The organism is Paenibacillus oenotherae (assembly GCF_019443105.1).
In the GTDB taxonomy this organism is placed as follows: Bacteria; Bacillota; Bacilli; order Paenibacillales; family Paenibacillaceae; genus Paenibacillus_Z; species Paenibacillus_Z oenotherae.
Genome location: NZ_JAHZIJ010000001.1, coordinates 239,388 through 255,423 on the forward strand (window position 1 = coordinate 239,388; position 16,036 = coordinate 255,423).

Sequence of the window (16,036 nt, forward strand, 5' to 3'; positions counted from 1 at the left end):
AGCCTATCACATGACCGTTAGAGAAAAATCCATCACTCGGCAGGTAGAGAAAAAATCATGCGAAAGTACAGGAATTTTCAGCTAAAAAAGCTCTAGTAGGTAGAATACCTGCTATTGCGCATCAATTTCAAGCATAATTGATCGATAGAGGCCAATTCGAGGAAAATGCCTGCACTTTAGCAGGCATTGGCTCTTCAGCAGGCCAGAATAAGAAAAAACCTGCTCATACGCAGGAATGTTCACTGGTGTTGGTGTTGGTGTTGGTGTTGGTGTTGGTGTTGGTGTTGGTGTTGGTGTTGGTGTTGGTGTTGGTGTTGGTGTTGGTGTTGGTGTTGGTGTTGGTGTTGGTGTTGGTGTTGGTGTTGGTGTTGGTGTTGGTGTTGGTGTTGGTGTTGGAATCGCTCCTGGGTAAATTATATAGGCTCCACCTTGCAACGGGCTAATAGCGAAAAAACGCCAGGCGTGGGCCATGCCTGGCCATGCCGGACCATGCCAATCGCCATTATGATTGCCGGCTGTATGGAATTCAAGCAGAAGGCGGACTGCCCAGGAAATGATACCGCCAGAAAACAATAAAAAATCCCGGTCCCCACTACAGTGGCCCAGGATTCTTCGATAACAGCCCTCAAGCTTGTTTAAATAAATGCCGCCAAGCTTCCGCTGCCGCCTGCTGCTCGGCTTCCTTCTTGGTACGGCCTATTCCCATTCCCCACTTCTGCTCGCCGATGTGCACCTCGACTACAAATTCGCGGTCATGGGCAGGCCCGCGCTCTTCCTTGATCCGATACTCGATTGGACTCATTCCGGCATGCTGCGCCCTCTCCTGCAGCGTTGACTTGTAATCCTTCACAAGCAGCCCGCCGTCAATATCGATATGAGGAAAAATATTGGCAGCCAGAAAAGTCCGCACAGCCTCGATGCCTTGATCAAGGTAGATCGCACCAATGAAAGACTCGAACAAATCCGCAAGCAATGCAGGACGCTGCCTTCCTCCCAGCTGCTCCTCACCGCGGCCCAGCAGCACATGAGCACCGAATGCCAGCATGTCAGCAAAACGCGCAAGCGAAGGCTCGCATACAATGGAAGCCCGCATCCGTGTCAGCTGCCCCTCCGGCCTCTCCGGAAAAGTGCGGTACAAATGCTCCGAAACGGTGAGCTGCAAAACGGCATCGCCCAGAAATTCCAGCCGCTCGTTATGCTCCAGCTCTTTCTGCTTATGTTCATTGACATAAGAAGTGTGTGTAAACGCCTGCTTGAGCAGGCGCGGCTTATGGAATCGAAGCTGCAGACGCTGCTGCAGCTCCTCGAAACTATCATGCTTCATATTTCTTCATCACGATCGTAGCGTTGTGACCGCCGAAACCGAACGAATTGGACAATGCCACCCGCACGTCCGCTTTGCGCGGCGTGTTCGGCACGTAGTCAAGATCACATTCCGGGTCCTGATTATCCAAGTTGATTGTTGGCGGAATGGTGCCGTTCACTAGCGTCAGCCCGAGAATAACCGCTTCAACGCCTCCAGCAGCCCCCAACAAGTGGCCTGTCATCGATTTGGTCGAACTGACGGCAACTTTATAAGCATGGTCGCCCAATGCTTTCTTGATCGCAATCGTCTCCGACTTGTCACCCACCGGCGTGGACGTTCCATGTGCATTGATGTAATCAATATCCGATGGTGCAAGACCCCCATCCTTCAGAGCGCGCTGCATGCAGCGGGAAGCTCCGTCCGGATCAGGCTCCGTCATATGATAAGCATCACCGCTCATGCCGTAGCCTGCGATCTCCGCATAGATGCGAGCACCGCGCTGTAATGCATGCTCCAGCGATTCTAGCACAAGAACACCTGCGCCCTCACCCATTACAAAGCCGTCACGGTCAATATCGAACGGCCGGCTGGCTTTCGTCGGCTCGTCATTGCGTGTGGACATCGCACGCATGGAGCAGAAGCCTGCCATACCTGTCGGACGGATTGTCGCCTCGGCGCCGCCGCAGATCATCACATCAGCTTCTCCGCGTTGTATCAATTTGTATGAGTCGCCAATGGAATGCGTTCCTGTCGCACAAGCGGTAACCGCTGTGCTGTTGGGACCTTTGGCGCCAGTTGCAATGGATACTTGACCGGATGCCATGTTCGCAATCATCATCGGAATAAAGAACGGACTAACGCGCTTGGGACCCTTCTCCAGCAAAATATTATGCTGGTCCTCCCACGTTCCAAGACCGCCAATGCCGGAGCCGATCATAATGCCGACACGCTCAGCATCCGCATTCTCGCCAATATTAAGCGAGGCGTCCCTGACAGCCTTCTGGCTGGCCGCAACCGCAAATTGAACGAAGCGGTCCATGCGGCGTCCTTCTTTTTTGTCAAAATAATCTTCTGGATTGAAGTTCTTGATCTCTGCTGCAATTTGGGTTGGATATTCGGATACGTCGAATGCCTCAACATGCGAGACTCCAGACTTACCCTCCATCAAGCTACCCCAAAATTGATCCAAATCGGTGCCGAGCGAGGTCATGACCCCCATACCCGTAACGACCACTCTCTGTTTCATTCCAAATCACCTCTGCTGGACAACAATATTTGGTACGTACAATTAATCTATTAGAAACGCGCGCTGCGATTGTTCATTTCCAGGGGAACCATGCAAGAAGAAAGAATGACGCCGTCATTAATGGCGGTGCAAGGTTTCTTCCCGTTGGAAATATAAACAAAGTATATAGAGAAACTTATACTTTCTTATATTTTGAAAAAATGCGTTAGATGGAGAGAAGTCCCGCCTTGTGAACGGGACTCTTCTTAAACTTAGGTATGAGATTGTATGTAATTCACAACTTCTCCCACACTGGTAATTTTCTCTGCATCTTCATCAGAGATCTCCATATCGAACTCATCTTCCAGTTCCATGACTAGTTCAACGACATCGAGAGAGTCAGCGCCGAGGTCGTCTTTGAACGACGCTTCGATTGTGACTTCTGATTCGTCAACGCCAAGGCGGTCGACAACGATGCGTTTAACACGATCTAATACATCGGACATCCGGTTCACCTCCTCCATGGTATTATACGAGAATTGTGGACAAATTGCCATATCTCTGTTGGCTGCCCCAGCGTTCTCCACTGAAGCAGCAGTTTGCTACATGTACATGCCGCCGTCCACGTGTATCGTCTGGCCAGTCATGTAAGAAGCCGCATCGGATGCGAGGAAACGGACCGCACTGGCGATATCTCCCGGAGCGCCCAGCTTGGCCAGCGGGATGTCTTTCGAGAGCTTCTCCTTCATCTCCTCGGGCAGCTTGTCGGTCATATCGGTCTCGATGAAACCTGGCGCAACGCAGTTAACCGTTATGCTGCGAGATGCCAGCTCGCGGGCGGAGGCTTTAGTCAATCCGATCACACCTGCTTTGGCAGCGACATAATTGGCTTGACCTGGATTGCCCAGCACGCCCACGACTGAAGATATATTGATAATTCTGCCGGAGCGCTGCTTCATCATTTGACGGGTAACCGCTTTAATGCCGTTGAAGACACCTTTGAGGTTCGTCTCAATAACTTGGTCGAATTCCTCTTCCTTCATCCGCATAATTAGATTGTCCCGCGTAATGCCGGCATTATTAACCAGAATATCGATAGCCCCGAACGTCTCAACAACCTGCTTCACCATGGCCTCGAACTCGTCAGACTTGCCTACATTCGCCTGCAGAATGAGCGCGCGCCGTCCTAATGCCTCAACAGCTTGAGCCGTCTCGGCAGCCGCTGCCTCACCACCCGCATAGTTGATCGCAACGTCAGCACCCGCCTCCGCCAGCTCAATGGCGATGGCGCGGCCTATGCCGCGAGAGGCGCCGGTTACTAATGCGATTTTTCCTGAAAGGTTAGCAAACAAGATACAGTCCTCCTTATTTCATTCAACTTTTCAACGCTGTACGATTCCGGATTCACTATCTTAACTAGGCTGTGACTGCAGTCTCCAAGGAGGACAGGCTGTTAATGGTATGCACGGTGACCGTTCTGTCGATCTTCTTGATCAGACCCGTCAGGACGCTGCCTGAGCCGATTTCGACAAAGGTATCGACGCCTTGCCGGATCAGCCAGCTTATGCTGTCTTCCCATAGCACAGGAGAATATACCTGCTCCGTCAGCAGATTGCGGATCTCTGCCGCTTCGCTCACCGGCCCTGCTGTAACATTGGCAATGACCGGAACTGACGCATCCTGCATCGGAATGGCTGCAAGCACCTCAGCCAGCCGCTCTGCTGCCGGATTCATCAGCGAGGAATGGAAGGGACCGCTTACTTCCAGCGGAATGACCCGCTTCGCTCCGGCTTCCTTGCCGCGCTCCACAACCGCTGCTACGCCTGCCGCTGTGCCGGATACGACAATCTGGCCGGGACAATTGACGTTGGCAAGCTCAACGGCATTTCCCTCTGCTGAAATTGCCGCGCATAGCGATGACAAGGCTTCACGTTCTGCGCCAAGCACGGCCGCCATGGCCCCTTGGCCGCTTGGTACGGCCTGCTCCATGAATTGTCCCCGCAAGCGGACCGTCCGCACGGCATCCTCGAAGCTCATGACGCCAGCTGCGACTAGCGCACTGTACTCGCCCAAGCTGTGGCCTGCCACATAATCGGGCTTCAGGCCTCTGTCCTTGAACAGCTCGAGCAGCGCGATGCTGACTGTCAGAAGAGCCGGCTGCGTGTTAACGGTTTGCTTCAGCTGCTCATCCGGTCCGTTAAATATAATGTCGCTCAGCTTGAAGCCCAGCGCTTCATCCGCGCGTTCGAAGAAGCTTCGCGCCTTCTCAACCGAATCGTAAACATCCTTCCCCATGCCAACCGCCTGAGCGCCTTGGCCGGGAAAAACGAATGCTGTTTTGCCCATAGCGTTTCAACCTCCTAAGCCGAAATTACCAAATCAATACGGACGCGCCCCAAGTAAGGCCGCCGCCGAATCCGACCAGCACCAGACAATCGCCCTCGTTGACACGCCCCTGTTCAACCGCTTCGGCAAGCGCAATCGGGATGGACGCCGCAGACACATTGCCATACTTGTCCAGGTTAACCATGCATTTGTCAGCCGAGAGCTCCAGCTTGTTCAGCGCCGATTGAATGATGCGCATATTCGCCTGATGCGGAATAAGCAGGTCGATCTCGCCCTTGTCAATCCCCGCCTTGCGCAGCGCCTCCTCAGCCGCATTCCCCATAATGCGCACAGCGAACTTGAATACTTCGCTGCCTGCCATATAGATATAATGCTGCTTCTCCGCAATGCTCGCTTCTGTCGAAGGAACTCTGGAGCCGCCGCCGCATACTTTGAGAAGCTCCCCGCCTGAACCGTCAGCGCCAAGCTCGAAGGAACGGAATCCGCGGCCTTCCGGCACTTCGCCAAGCACGACAGCGCCGGCCCCGTCACCGAACAGAATGCAGGTGTTGCGATCCGTATAATCCGTTATGCGCGAGAGACATTCAGCGCCAACAACCAATACATGCTTGTACATGCCCGAAGCAATCATGCTGCTTGCCGTCGCCAGTCCATAGATAAAGCCGGAGCAGGCCGCCGAGAGGTCAAAAGCCGCTGCTTTGGTCGCCCCTAATTTCTCTTGAAGCAAGCAAGCTGTCGAAGGGAAGAACATGTCCGGCGTAATCGTCGCGACGATGATCAAGTCAAGCTCCTCCGCCGTGATGCCGGCAGCCTTCAACGCTTTCTCCGATGCTATGAATGCAAGATCAGAGGTCGCCTGTTCAGCCGCAGCGATCCGCCGTTCGCGAATCCCTGTGCGCGTCACAATCCATTCATCATTCGTATCGACCATCTGCTCCAATTGTTGATTGGTTAATATACGATCAGGAACATATTTGCCTGAACCAATAATGCCTACGGAATTTAATTGCATCTTCCCACTCACTTCCTGCTGATTTCCGCAGCAATGGATTGAATCAGCTCTGTCTCAATCGCTGTACGCGCTTTGCCGACCGCATTCTTGACCGCTTTGTTGTCAGAGGAACCGTGACATTTGAGAACCAGGCCGTTCACTCCAAGCAGCAGAGCAGCCCCATACTCTTTATAATCCATCTTGGCCTTCAATTGACTTACCTTGGGACGAACGACAAGCGCAGCAAGCTTGGTGAGCCATGTGCTCATAAACGCATCACGAATCGCTCTCATTACGAAGCTCGCTGTTCCTTCCATCGCTTTGAGCATAATATTGCCCGAGAACCCGTCGCATACGAGCACATCGCACTGGCGGCTCAACACCCCATTGGCTTCCACGTTGCCCACAAAATGAATAGGCGCCGCCTCCAGCAGCTCATAAGCAGCCTTCGACAGCTCATTGCCTTTCTTGTCCTCTGTGCCTACATTAAGCAGGCCGACCCGAGGATTGGCCATCCCGTGAATCTTCGTTCGGAAAATACTGCCCATAATGCCGTACTGCAGCAAATGCTCCGGCTTCGCATCCATGTTGGCGCCCAGATCAAGCGCCAGGACGCCGACATCATCCATGGTAGGAAGCATTGGCGCAAGCGCCGGCCGCTCAATCCCTTCAATCCGGCCGACGACTAGCAAGCCCGTTGTCATCAGAGCGCCGGTGTTGCCTGCCGACAGCATCGCCTCCGCTTTGCCCTCGCGTACTAGCTGCCCTGCGATAACCATGGAAGAGCCCTTCTTCCGGCGCACGGCTTTAACAGGCTCATCATCCGGCCCAATGACATCATCCGCATGTATAATCGTTATGTTCGCGGGCTTGAAGCCGCCAAGATGGGCTTCAATCTGTGCGCTATCTCCTACAAGAAGCAGCTGTGTTTCGGGCCATTCGGCTGCCGCTTCCAGCGCCCCTTTAACAATAAGTGCCGGAGCATGGTCGCCGCCCATTGCATCGATTGCGATCCGCACGTTAAATTCCTCCCTCAATAACCGTCTCGCCCGTAGAGCGATAGATGACAAAATGGCCCTGAAACACCATCTCGTCTCCCACGTACGAGAACACCTCTACCTTCGCTTTGCTTCGTTCGCCCGAGATTGACCTGACATAGGCCTTGGCGATGCATTTCTCACCAAGCTTGACCGACCTGACGAAACGAATGTCCGCTGTAGCTGTGAGCGCAATCTCTTCATTAATAACCGCTACCGCGAGCGAGTTGGCCTGTGCAAAAACATGATGGCCCCTCGCGATGCCCGTTCTGGAAAATACATGCTCCGCCCGAATCTCGAATATAGAAATTCCGCTGCGATCCAACTGCAAATCCACAATATCGCCGATGACCTCATGCAGCGGCAATGACCGGACAGCATCATACGATCTCTCCGCCATCAGCTTCAACCGCTCACGCAGCTCGGGAATCGCAAGCTCCATCCGATCAAGCCGTATCGTTTGTATACTTACCTTCAATTGTCGTGTCAGCTCACGATCCGTAATAAATGGATTTTCATCGATTAGACGGGAAAGCTGCTGATGCCTCTGCCGTTTCGGAAGACGTTCGATGGTCCGCACCACCTTTGCCTATTGATCTCAGTATGAACGTGCTGCACGATAATTACACAACCTGCTTGTAAGCAGCTATTATAACCTGGTACTAATTATATAGAAGAATTCGCCTTTAAGCAATGTCAGGCCAATGGTAATCGCCGCTGTCCCCAAAAAAACAGCACCTCATCACAGGATGAAGTGCCGCTTATTAATGAAACTATTGTTTAATGATCTCTCTTGCTTTGTACGTTCCGCAAACTTTACAAACGCGGTGGCTCAATTTCAGCTCTCCGCATTGTTCGCATTTCACCATACCAGGCACCACTAATTTGAAGTGCGTGCGGCGTTTGTCACGACGAGTTTTGGACGTTCTACGTTGTGGTACTGCCATGTTTCCCACCTCCTTAACGAAATTCAATGGAACAGCATCATTAACAAATCATCATTTGAACAAATCTTTCAACGCGGCAAGCCGTGGATCAATCTCATCCTTCGTGCATCCGCAGTTTTGCTCATTTAAGTTGGTGCCGCATGTGTGGCATAGTCCCTTGCAATCCTCGCTGCATAGCGGTGCAAAAGGCAATGACAGAAGCATCGTCTCTTCAAAGAAAGGCTCCATATCGAGAGGTTCCTCATTTACGATGATGACCTCTTCGTCATTGGTCTGCTTTCTTGAAGCAGCAGGCTTGAATTTCTCCGCGAAGGGAACGACAACGCGTTCACTTGTCTTGTCAAGGCATCTTGAACAAGCAATATCGACCGCAATCGACAGCTCGCCCTCCACATAAGCGATGCCTTCTTCTCCCCTTGCTGTAAGATCGACCTCCAGCGGGCTAACACCTATGATGTCCTTGCGCACCTCCAGCAGCCAGTCCGCATTGAGACTTTCGCGAATAGAACGCCTGGATCCTTTGGACACCATCTCTTGAATATGAATCTCCATAGTATCACTCCAAACAAACAAAGTTTATTATATCGATTCTTGAATCGTTTTGTCAACATTTTCACGTCGTGATATAGTGAAAAAAGATTAAAACCATTCGGAGGATCGCTCATGCGCACAGTCGGGCTCATTGTCGAGTATAATCCGTTTCATAACGGACATCTATATCATTTGCAACAATCGGTCAAAATAACGAAAAGCGATGCCGTCGTGGCCGTGATGAGCGGCAATTTTCTGCAGCGCGGCGAGCCTGCGCTGCTGAACAAGTGGACGCGGGCCGAGATGGCGCTGCGCGGCGGCTGCGATCTCGTCATCGAGCTGCCGGTCGCTTATGCGACGCAGGCGGCGGAATGGTTCGCCTACGGCGCCGCCGCGCTGCTTGACGCGACGGGCGTTGTGGACGCGCTATGCTTCGGCAGCGAAGCGGGCGATATCGGCCCGCTTCAGCGCATCGCGCGGACGTTCGCACATGAGCCGGAGACCTTCGGCGGGCTCATGGCGGATGCGCTGGCGGGCGGCGTCAGCTATCCCGCCGCTTACAGCGCGGCGGTACGCCGCTATATGGCTGCCCAAGGTGACGATGAGGCAGCCGCTTTCCCTTTGGAGCAGCCCAACAATACGCTGGGGCTGCATTATTTGCTGGCTCTGGAGCGGCTCGGGAGCCGCGTGGAGCCATTCACGCTAAGGCGCGAGAAGGCCGGCTACTCCCAGGCCGAAATTACCGATGCGCAGATCGCCAGCGCTACGGCGATCCGCAAGCTCATCGCGGAGCAGCAGTCCCCGCTGGACGCGGCTCCTTATGTGCCAGCGGCGACAATGGAGCTGCTGCTGCGGGACTGCGCGGCAGAGCGCGGCCCCGCCAGCTGGCAGAGCTATGCCGCGCCGCTGTTTCATGCCATTGCCAGCAGCTCGGCACAGTCGCTGGCGGGCATTCACGAAATGAGCGAGGGACTGGAGAATCGCCTGAAGCAGGCGCTTCCTGCCCTTCCTTCGCTTGAAGTCGAGGCTCTGTTGAATGCGATGAAGACGAAGCGCTATACGCGCACGAAGCTGCAGCGCGTGCTGCTCGCCATCCTCCTCGGGCATCGGAAGGAGCAGCTCTCGCCCGAGCAGCTGCGCGGCGGCATTCAATATATTCGCGTGCTGGGCTTCTCCGCCAAGGGCCGCGAATTATTGAAGCGCATGCGCAAAGCGGCCCGTCTGCCGGTGCTGCTAAGCGCTGTGCGGCCCCCGGCGGACTATCCTTACCTGGAGCTTGATGTAAGAGCTACATCGGTCTATTCATTAGCTTGGCCGCAGGCAACGTCCCGCGACCTGTTCCGCGACTACTATGAGAAGCCTGTGACCCTATAGCAGGCTTCGAGTTAATCCGCTGCTGCGGCCAGGGCAGCAAGCGCTTGGGACAGCGTCTTCACCGGAACGATACGCATCGGCGTCCCAAGCTCTGCGGCCTTCTCGGCTGCTTCCTCCGCATTGTCCGCCGGAACGAGAAATAACTGCGCGCCTTGACGCTCTGCTGCCGCAACCTTGTGTCTGATGCCGCCAATCGCTCCGACCTCGCCTGAACGGCTTATCGTTCCCGTCCCCGCTACCCGCATCCCGCCCGTCAAATCTCCTGTTGTAATCTCATCGATGATTTGCAGGGCGAACATAAGACCTGCCGACGGCCCTCCGATCTCGGATGCATGGATCGTAATTTTCTTTGCCGGATCACGGGGCTCGATCGTTCTCACTTCAGACAATCCCTGTACGCCAAGAGCATGTGCCGCAACGGTGGATTCGCCCTCCTCGACGACATTCCAGCTCTCTCTAGCAAGCTGGAGCGAGATCCCGATCCTTTTCTCATTCCGAATAACACTTACCTGCAGCGTCTCGTCCCGTTTGCCGGAGTCCTCTTCAAGCACCATCAATAGCTGTTTCAGGCTGTGAACCCCGCGCCCATTGACTGCAACAATTTCGTCCCCTGCCTGCAAGATATCCGCAATTTCCTCCCGATCGCTGCCCGTCTCTTCCTGTTCACCGCCCGCCATCGCTTCCTCAACAAGTATTGAGACCGGAACGATATCATAAGGTGTACCGGTCACGGTGTACGCCGCCTCGATGGCATCATTTTGCGATCCCCGCATCATAAAGGACTGCCGCTGCTTATACTGCTGCTCCGTCCTGCCTCCCAGCACATCCTTCCTGCGCAGCAGCTCGACATCGGAATTCCAGCTTGAGGCAATCGTCTCCCAGAAGTTCGGATAGCTCATCAAGACGGTCGTCATCATAAACATGCCTTGACTGCTCTCATCACGCTGCGCTGCATCAACAAGCGTATTGGCATCAACCGTAATACCAGGCCGGAGGGCGGCAAAAGGGGGCGGCAAATAGAGCAGCAGCACCATCACGGCCGCCGCCAGCAGCGCCCAGCGAAGCGCATGGGCTGCAATTGATTTGATTTCGCGCTTCTCCATTCTCTTGACGTCCCCTCATCCTTGTGGTCTAACACCCCGGAGACAAGCGTACAATGTAGTGTCCTTTGTCCGGGCCACTACATCTGCAATGGAGTTGAATGGGATGAAATACACCCTGCTGCTTGCCTGTCTGTCTGTTACTGTTGTTGCTGCCATTATCGTGCGCCCGGACGAAGCATTCCAGGCATCCTTGCAGGGCCTGACGGTGTGGTGGAACATCGTCTTCCCCGGATTGCTGCCCTTTCTCGTGCTGCTGGAGCTCATGCTGGCCTTCGGCGCTGTGCAAGCATTAGGAGCATTGCTGGAGCCGCTTATGCGCCGCTTGTTCCGCCTGCCCGGCGAGTCCGGCATTGCCATGGCCGCCGGATGGACGGGCGGATTCCCTGCCGGAGCCGAATCCGCAGCCGCACTGAGGCGCAGCGGAGCGGTCACCAAGGCGGAAGGGCAGCGGATACTCGCGCTTGCCCATATGCCCAGCCCGCTGTTTATGCTGCTCGTCATCGGCTCAGGCTTTCTGAAGCGCGCTGAATTGGGTCTGGCAATTGCGCTTGCCGTATGGCTGACCGCACTATTGGCAGGACTCGTGCATGCCCGCTTCGCAAGGAATCAGGGGGAAACCCTTCCTTCACCGGGTCGTCCCGGCTCCTCTCATTCAAATGGTCCCGCCGGCATATTGCGGCGCGCCGCCAAAGCCATGGTTCTGGGCAGAGAGCGTGACGGCCGAACCTTCGGCAAGGCACTCGGCGATGCAGTAGTGAACAGCGTTTACAAGCTGATGGCTGTTGGCGGCTTCATGATGTTCGCGGCTGTTATTGTGAAGTTGATGGAGCCGGCCATTCCAGGCATCATCCCTTCCTGGCTGCCGCCGGGAATAGTCGAGAGCCATATTGGCGCCTATGCCGCAGCTGCCGCCCCCTTGCCGGGCGGACTTGCCTGGAACGGAGCCTCCATTGCCGCCATTCTAAGCTGGGGCGGCATCAGCGCCCTGCTTCAGGCTGGCAGCGCCGTAGCCGGAACGGATCTCTCGATTCGTCCCTTTGCCGCGATCCGGTTCATCCAGGGCATTCTTGCTTTTGTAGTGACACTGCTGCTCTGGCAGCCCTTAACGAGCATGCTGGCCTTTCTGCTTCCGGCAACGGCCGCTCCGGCGCTCCTGCAGCAGGGGATCAATGCAGCGGCGGCGACAGGCGAGGCGATCAGCGTATCCCAGCTTCCATCCCTCTGGCTCTATACGCCTGCGCTGCTATTCTTGTTCATCTGCTCGCTGCTGCTGCTGGCCTCCTGCTCCATCGGACTGTCCAAGAAACGGCTCCGCTAATAAAAACCGCCGCCGTGTCGCCCATCTTCGGCATTGACACGCAGCGGCGGCCCAGCTCTTATTAGCTATATGTATTTGTTGGCCAGCGCCTGCTCAATCTCCGGCGGCACCAAATCCTTCACATTGCCTTGAAACTGCGCGATTTCTTTCACAATGCTGGAGCTCAGATAGGAATACTTGGGATCCGTCATCATGAAGATCGTCTCAATTTCACTATCCAGCTTCTGATTCGTGGAAGCCAGCTGCAGCTCATACTCGAAGTCCGTAACGGAGCGGATTCCCCGCACAATGACCTGCGCATTCCGTGAGCGCATGAATCGGACGAGCAGGTCGCGGAAGCTGTCGATAGATACGTTGGGCAAATCACGCGTAACCTCAGCTAGCAGCTGCTTCCGTTCCTCCACGGAGAACAGCGGGTTCTTGCTCGAATTATTAAGTACAGCCACGATGAGATGGTCGAATTGCTTCGCGGATCGGCGAATAATATCCAAATGACCGCATGTCACCGGATCAAAGCTGCCCGGGTAGACAGCAACTCGTTTGCCTGAAGATTGCATAGCCTATAACTCCTCCAATGACGCCTCAAGATCAGCATCCGGCACGTATTCATAGATGGTAACTGCCGTATCGCCGTATTGTGCATGCTTCAACTGATGAAATGCTTGTATTTCTTCCGGATATTGATGCGCCCCGTCATGCTCAATGACAATAGAAGCATCCGGCTCCAGCAGCCCGCTCTGCGCAAGCTCCGTCATCAAACTGTCCATCTCCTTCATCCTGTAGGGCGGATCAAGAAAGACGAGCCTGAAGGGGGTTCCTCTTTTGGCGAGCGCTTTAATGGCTCGTCCTGCTTCATTGCGGTAAATTTCAGACCGATCGGCAAGTCCGGCAGCTTGTACATTCTGCTTGATGACATCGATGCTCATCCGCTCCAGATCGACGAACACGGCGCGATCTGCGCCGCGGCTGAGCGCCTCGATTCCAAGACCTCCGGTTCCGGCAAACAAATCAAGCGCCCAGCCACCGTCAAAGTAAGGACCAATCATGCTGAATATGGCTTCCTTGACCTTGTCCGTCGTCGGGCGCGTATTGGTGCCGGGCACCGCTTTAAGAGCACGGCCCTTGGCCGTGCCTGCAATCACTCTCAACGATGCTTAGCTCCTCTCATGACTTCAACTGCTGTTATAGTAACATATTTTTGCAGCCTTGTTAACGCATCATCGTTCATTATAATCGCTCGGATACGACTTTCGGCTGAAGGAATTGAAGCAGATAATCGGGCCCCCCTGCCTTGGAGTCGGTGCCTGACAGGTGAAAGCCGCCGAAAGGATGAACACCTACGAGAGCTCCCGTACATTTGCGGTTGAAGTATAGGTTCCCGACATGGAACCGTTCACGCGCAGCCTCCAGATTCATGCGATCCTCAGAGAATACCGCTCCGGTAAGGCCATAGGGCGTATCATTAGCCAGTGCCAGCGCATGCTGGAAATCCACCGCCTTCATAACCGCAAGCAGCGGCCCGAATATCTCCTCCTGCGCAATGCGGGAACGCCCCTCAACGCCTGCAATAACCGTTGGCTCGACGTAATAGCCGATTGAACGGTCCCGCCCCCCTCCGCATAACAGCTCGCCTTCGCCTTGCCCAATCTCCACATAAGCGGCGGTTTTGTCAAATGCGCTGCGATCGATTAGAGGCCCGATATTCGTCTCAAAGAGCTCGGGGTCGCCCAAGTTCAACTGCCGGGTCAGACGGACAATCTCTTCAACGACCGGATCATATACCGCCTCATGAAGAATGGCGCGCGAGCAAGCCGAGCATTTTTGCCCGCCGTATCCGAATGCCGACTGCACAATCGCCTCCGCCGCATCTCTTATGGAAGTATTCCGGTCCACAATAATCGCGTCCTTGCCTCCCAGCTCGGCGACAACCCGCTTGATCCAGCGCTGCTCCGGGCTTCTTCTGTTCGCCTTCTCGTTCAGCTGCAGGCCTACTTCCATCGAGCCCGTGAAATTGATGAATCTTACAGCAGGATGGGTAACCAGCAGATCGCCGATCGCACTTCCCGCACCAGGCACATACTGCACAATATTGTCCGGCAGCCCCGCCTCCACCAGCAGATCGACGAAAATAGCGGCAACAACGGGCGCTGCGCTTGCCGGCTTCAGCACCACCGTATTGCCGCATACGATTGCTGCAGCGGTCATTCCGGCCATAATCGCGAGCGGGAAGTTCCATGGCGATATAACAGCACCGACGCCTAGCGGCAGGTACGTCCATTGGTTATCCTCGCCTGTTACCGTAACGAGGGGAGTACGCCCCTCCAGCAGCCTTAGCGCTTCACCCGCATAATAATTCAGAAAATCAATCGCTTCCGCCGTCTCCCCATCCGCTTCCTGCCATGTCTTGCCCGCTTCATGCACAAGCCATGCAGAGAAAAGATGCTTTCGCCTGCGCATGAGCGCTGCGGTCTTGTAGAGAATGGCTGCTCTGACCGATGGCTTGACCTGCTTCCACGATTGGTAGGCATCAGCCGCAGATTCCACCGCCTGCTCGACCAGACTGCTGTCAGCTTGCGCTGCCAATCCGATCATTTTGCCGTGCTGGGCAGGGTTGACAGAAGGGAGCATCGTGCTTGTAATCATGCGCTGCCCGTTGATTACAAGCGGATATTGCTTGCCCCAGAGCGCCTTCACTTCAATGAGCGCTGCCATAAACGCCCGCCGGTTGTGCTCCAGTGCGAAATTGGTGAACGGCTCGTTGCTAAAGGTCACCATGGCCTCTCGCCCCTTCCTTTTGTTGTCATGTCATCCAAGCGTAATGTCTATATATAAGCATGATGGTTCTCAAAAATGACAGCTTGCTTGCAGGTGACGTTACCTAATCAACGCATGGGCATGGGAGAGTGATCGTTATGGATTTCGGCACGCGGCTGTTTCGAACGGCGCTGCTCGGCCTGGCCGGCAACCGCGCTGCAAGAGCGCTGTCGCAAAAGTATGGACTCAAGCTGGGCGCGAGCCGATTCGTAGCGGGGGAAACAATGGACGACGCCATCGCACAAGCCAAACGGCTGAACGCAGCGGGCATAACGGTAACACTGGATTACTTGGGGGAGAGTATTGGCAGCATGGAGGAGGCCGCGGAGAGCGAGCAGGCTTACCATGCTTTGCTTGCAAGCATTCACAGAGAGGGCATTCAAGGCAATGTCTCTCTCAAGCCGACACAATTCGGACTTGCAATTGATCGGGACGGGTGCCGGAGCGGCATACGAAGTGTTGTAAAGGAAGCGGCAAGGCTCGGACTGTTCGTCCGGCTTGATATGGAAGACAGCCCCTGGACCGAGGCAACAATTAATCTTGTTCGGGAGCTTCATGCAGAAGGCTGCTGCAACGTGGGTACGGTCATACAAGCCTACTTGTACCGGAGCGAGCTCGACATTCACCAGCTTACAGCAGAAGGCATCAATTTGCGCCTTGTGAAGGGTGCTTACAAGGAGCCTCGCAAGCTGGCCTTCGACTCCAAACGGGTGGTGGATGCCAACTTTCGGCGCTTGATCGCGGCCAGGCTGGATAGCAGAGTCTACACCGCAATCGCTACACATGACGAGGCGATTATCCGCTATACCAAGTCCTATGCAAGAACGCGCGGCATTCCGCGAACTGCCTTCGAATTCCAGATGCTCTACGGCATTCGCACACCTCTTCAGCTTGCACTGGCGAAGGAAGGCTACACCGTGCGAAGCTACGTCCCGTTCGGGCGCAGCTGGTACCCCTATTTTGTCCGAAGGCTTGCAGAGCGTCCGGCGAATCTCACCTTTATTATGAGAAGCATCTTCACACGAAAATAAAGGCATCACGAGA

The 16,036-nt window shown here is 54.8% G+C and carries 18 protein-coding genes; 3 read left to right on the forward strand and 15 right to left on the reverse strand.

Features of this window, described 5'->3' with window-relative positions; translation table 11 throughout:
* Window positions 1-111: 111 nt before the first annotated feature.
* The 11 genes from K0T92_RS01075 to K0T92_RS01125 form a co-directional block, all read right to left on the reverse strand.
* Window positions 112-573 carry a hypothetical protein gene (locus K0T92_RS01075; protein WP_219870569.1) on the reverse strand — a complete coding sequence of 154 codons (462 nt, stop codon included), beginning with the start codon at window positions 571-573 and terminating at the stop codon, window positions 112-114.
* Window positions 574-625: 52 nt separating this feature from the next.
* A complete protein-coding gene (rnc, locus tag K0T92_RS01080) occupies window positions 626-1,324 on the reverse strand; it encodes a ribonuclease III (RefSeq protein WP_219870570.1) in 699 nt (232 codons plus the stop codon).
* Window positions 1,314-2,552, reverse strand: a complete 1,239-nt coding sequence (gene fabF, locus K0T92_RS01085; RefSeq protein ID WP_219870571.1) for a beta-ketoacyl-ACP synthase II — start codon at window positions 2,550-2,552, stop codon at window positions 1,314-1,316. Before fabF ends, rnc begins: the two co-directional genes overlap by 11 nt.
* Before the next feature lie 251 nt (window positions 2,553-2,803).
* Window positions 2,804-3,037 carry an acyl carrier protein gene (gene acpP / locus K0T92_RS01090; RefSeq protein WP_219870572.1) on the reverse strand — a complete coding sequence of 78 codons (234 nt, stop codon included), beginning with the start codon at window positions 3,035-3,037 and terminating at the stop codon, window positions 2,804-2,806.
* Window positions 3,038-3,133: 96 nt separating this feature from the next.
* Complete coding sequence (gene fabG, locus K0T92_RS01095; protein WP_219870573.1) at window positions 3,134-3,883, reverse strand: 3-oxoacyl-[acyl-carrier-protein] reductase; 750 nt, start codon at window positions 3,881-3,883, stop codon at window positions 3,134-3,136.
* A 64-nt stretch (window positions 3,884-3,947) separates the two neighbouring features.
* On the reverse strand, window positions 3,948-4,877 hold the full coding sequence (gene fabD / locus K0T92_RS01100; protein WP_219870574.1) for an ACP S-malonyltransferase: 930 nt from the start codon (window positions 4,875-4,877) through the stop codon (window positions 3,948-3,950).
* A 25-nt stretch (window positions 4,878-4,902) separates the two neighbouring features.
* A complete protein-coding gene (locus tag K0T92_RS01105; protein WP_219870575.1) occupies window positions 4,903-5,889 on the reverse strand; it encodes a beta-ketoacyl-ACP synthase III in 987 nt (328 codons plus the stop codon).
* Window positions 5,890-5,897: 8 nt separating this feature from the next.
* Window positions 5,898-6,887, reverse strand: a complete 990-nt coding sequence (gene plsX, locus K0T92_RS01110; RefSeq protein WP_219870576.1) for a phosphate acyltransferase PlsX — start codon at window positions 6,885-6,887, stop codon at window positions 5,898-5,900.
* 1 nt (window position 6,888) lies between these two features.
* Entirely contained in the window at window positions 6,889-7,488 is a 600-nt protein-coding gene (gene fapR, locus K0T92_RS01115) for a transcription factor FapR (protein WP_219870577.1), read from the reverse strand.
* A gap of 190 nt (window positions 7,489-7,678) precedes the next feature.
* Complete coding sequence (gene rpmF / locus K0T92_RS01120) at window positions 7,679-7,852, reverse strand: 50S ribosomal protein L32 (RefSeq protein WP_219870578.1); 174 nt, start codon at window positions 7,850-7,852, stop codon at window positions 7,679-7,681.
* Between the two features lie 51 nt (window positions 7,853-7,903).
* Window positions 7,904-8,404 carry a YceD family protein gene (locus K0T92_RS01125; RefSeq protein WP_219870579.1) on the reverse strand — a complete coding sequence of 167 codons (501 nt, stop codon included), beginning with the start codon at window positions 8,402-8,404 and terminating at the stop codon, window positions 7,904-7,906.
* 111 nt (window positions 8,405-8,515) lie between these two features.
* On the opposite strand from K0T92_RS01125, the gene K0T92_RS01130 reads away from it, so the two are divergent.
* Window positions 8,516-9,757 carry a nucleotidyltransferase gene (locus tag K0T92_RS01130; protein ID WP_219870580.1) on the forward strand — a complete coding sequence of 414 codons (1,242 nt, stop codon included), beginning with the start codon at window positions 8,516-8,518 and terminating at the stop codon, window positions 9,755-9,757.
* Between the two features lie 11 nt (window positions 9,758-9,768).
* Here the strand turns inward: K0T92_RS01130 and K0T92_RS01135 are convergent, their stop codons facing one another.
* Entirely contained in the window at window positions 9,769-10,860 is a 1,092-nt protein-coding gene (locus tag K0T92_RS01135) for a S16 family serine protease (protein ID WP_219870581.1), read from the reverse strand.
* A gap of 103 nt (window positions 10,861-10,963) precedes the next feature.
* On the opposite strand from K0T92_RS01135, the gene K0T92_RS01140 reads away from it, so the two are divergent.
* The gene (locus K0T92_RS01140; RefSeq protein ID WP_219870582.1) at window positions 10,964-12,178 is read left to right on the forward strand and encodes a nucleoside recognition domain-containing protein; all 1,215 of its coding nucleotides are present in this window, start codon (window positions 10,964-10,966) and stop codon (window positions 12,176-12,178) included.
* Between the two features lie 65 nt (window positions 12,179-12,243).
* Here the strand turns inward: K0T92_RS01140 and coaD are convergent, their stop codons facing one another.
* The 3 genes from coaD to pruA all read right to left on the reverse strand — a co-directional run bounded on the left by coaD (window position 12,244) and on the right by pruA (window position 14,953).
* A complete protein-coding gene (gene coaD / locus K0T92_RS01145; RefSeq protein ID WP_219870583.1) occupies window positions 12,244-12,735 on the reverse strand; it encodes a pantetheine-phosphate adenylyltransferase in 492 nt (163 codons plus the stop codon).
* Window positions 12,736-12,738: 3 nt separating this feature from the next.
* On the reverse strand, window positions 12,739-13,326 hold the full coding sequence (gene rsmD, locus K0T92_RS01150; protein WP_219870584.1) for a 16S rRNA (guanine(966)-N(2))-methyltransferase RsmD: 588 nt from the start codon (window positions 13,324-13,326) through the stop codon (window positions 12,739-12,741).
* A 79-nt stretch (window positions 13,327-13,405) separates the two neighbouring features.
* A complete protein-coding gene (gene pruA / locus K0T92_RS01155) occupies window positions 13,406-14,953 on the reverse strand; it encodes an L-glutamate gamma-semialdehyde dehydrogenase (protein ID WP_219870585.1) in 1,548 nt (515 codons plus the stop codon).
* Window positions 14,954-15,090: 137 nt separating this feature from the next.
* Here pruA and K0T92_RS01160 point away from each other — a divergent pair, with 137 nt between their 5' ends.
* Window positions 15,091-16,023 (forward strand): proline dehydrogenase family protein, encoded by a 933-nt coding sequence (locus tag K0T92_RS01160; RefSeq protein ID WP_219870586.1) that lies wholly within the window; start codon window positions 15,091-15,093, stop codon window positions 16,021-16,023.
* Window positions 16,024-16,036 lie beyond the last annotated feature (13 nt).

Bases quoted from the DNA above. Each gene is read 5' to 3' on its own strand.
- rnc (WP_219870570.1), bottom strand. From the start codon at position 1,324: ATGAAGCATGATAGTTTCGAGGAGCTGCAGCAGCGTCTGCAGCTTCGA.
- fabF (WP_219870571.1), bottom strand. From the start codon at position 2,552: ATGAAACAGAGAGTGGTCGTTACGGGTATGGGGGTCATGACCTCGCTC.
- acpP (WP_219870572.1), bottom strand. From the start codon at position 3,037: ATGTCCGATGTATTAGATCGTGTTAAACGCATCGTTGTCGACCGCCTT.
- fabD (WP_219870574.1), bottom strand. From the start codon at position 4,877: ATGGGCAAAACAGCATTCGTTTTTCCCGGCCAAGGCGCTCAGGCGGTT.
- K0T92_RS01105 (WP_219870575.1), bottom strand. From the start codon at position 5,889: ATGCAATTAAATTCCGTAGGCATTATTGGTTCAGGCAAATATGTTCCT.
- rpmF (WP_219870578.1), bottom strand. From the start codon at position 7,852: ATGGCAGTACCACAACGTAGAACGTCCAAAACTCGTCGTGACAAACGC.
- K0T92_RS01125 (WP_219870579.1), bottom strand. From the start codon at position 8,404: ATGGAGATTCATATTCAAGAGATGGTGTCCAAAGGATCCAGGCGTTCT.
- K0T92_RS01130 (WP_219870580.1), top strand. From the start codon at position 8,516: ATGCGCACAGTCGGGCTCATTGTCGAGTATAATCCGTTTCATAACGGA.
- K0T92_RS01135 (WP_219870581.1), bottom strand. From the start codon at position 10,860: ATGGAGAAGCGCGAAATCAAATCAATTGCAGCCCATGCGCTTCGCTGG.
- K0T92_RS01140 (WP_219870582.1), top strand. From the start codon at position 10,964: ATGAAATACACCCTGCTGCTTGCCTGTCTGTCTGTTACTGTTGTTGCT.
- coaD (WP_219870583.1), bottom strand. From the start codon at position 12,735: ATGCAATCTTCAGGCAAACGAGTTGCTGTCTACCCGGGCAGCTTTGAT.
- pruA (WP_219870585.1), bottom strand. From the start codon at position 14,953: ATGGTGACCTTTAGCAACGAGCCGTTCACCAATTTCGCACTGGAGCAC.
- K0T92_RS01160 (WP_219870586.1), top strand. From the start codon at position 15,091: ATGGATTTCGGCACGCGGCTGTTTCGAACGGCGCTGCTCGGCCTGGCC.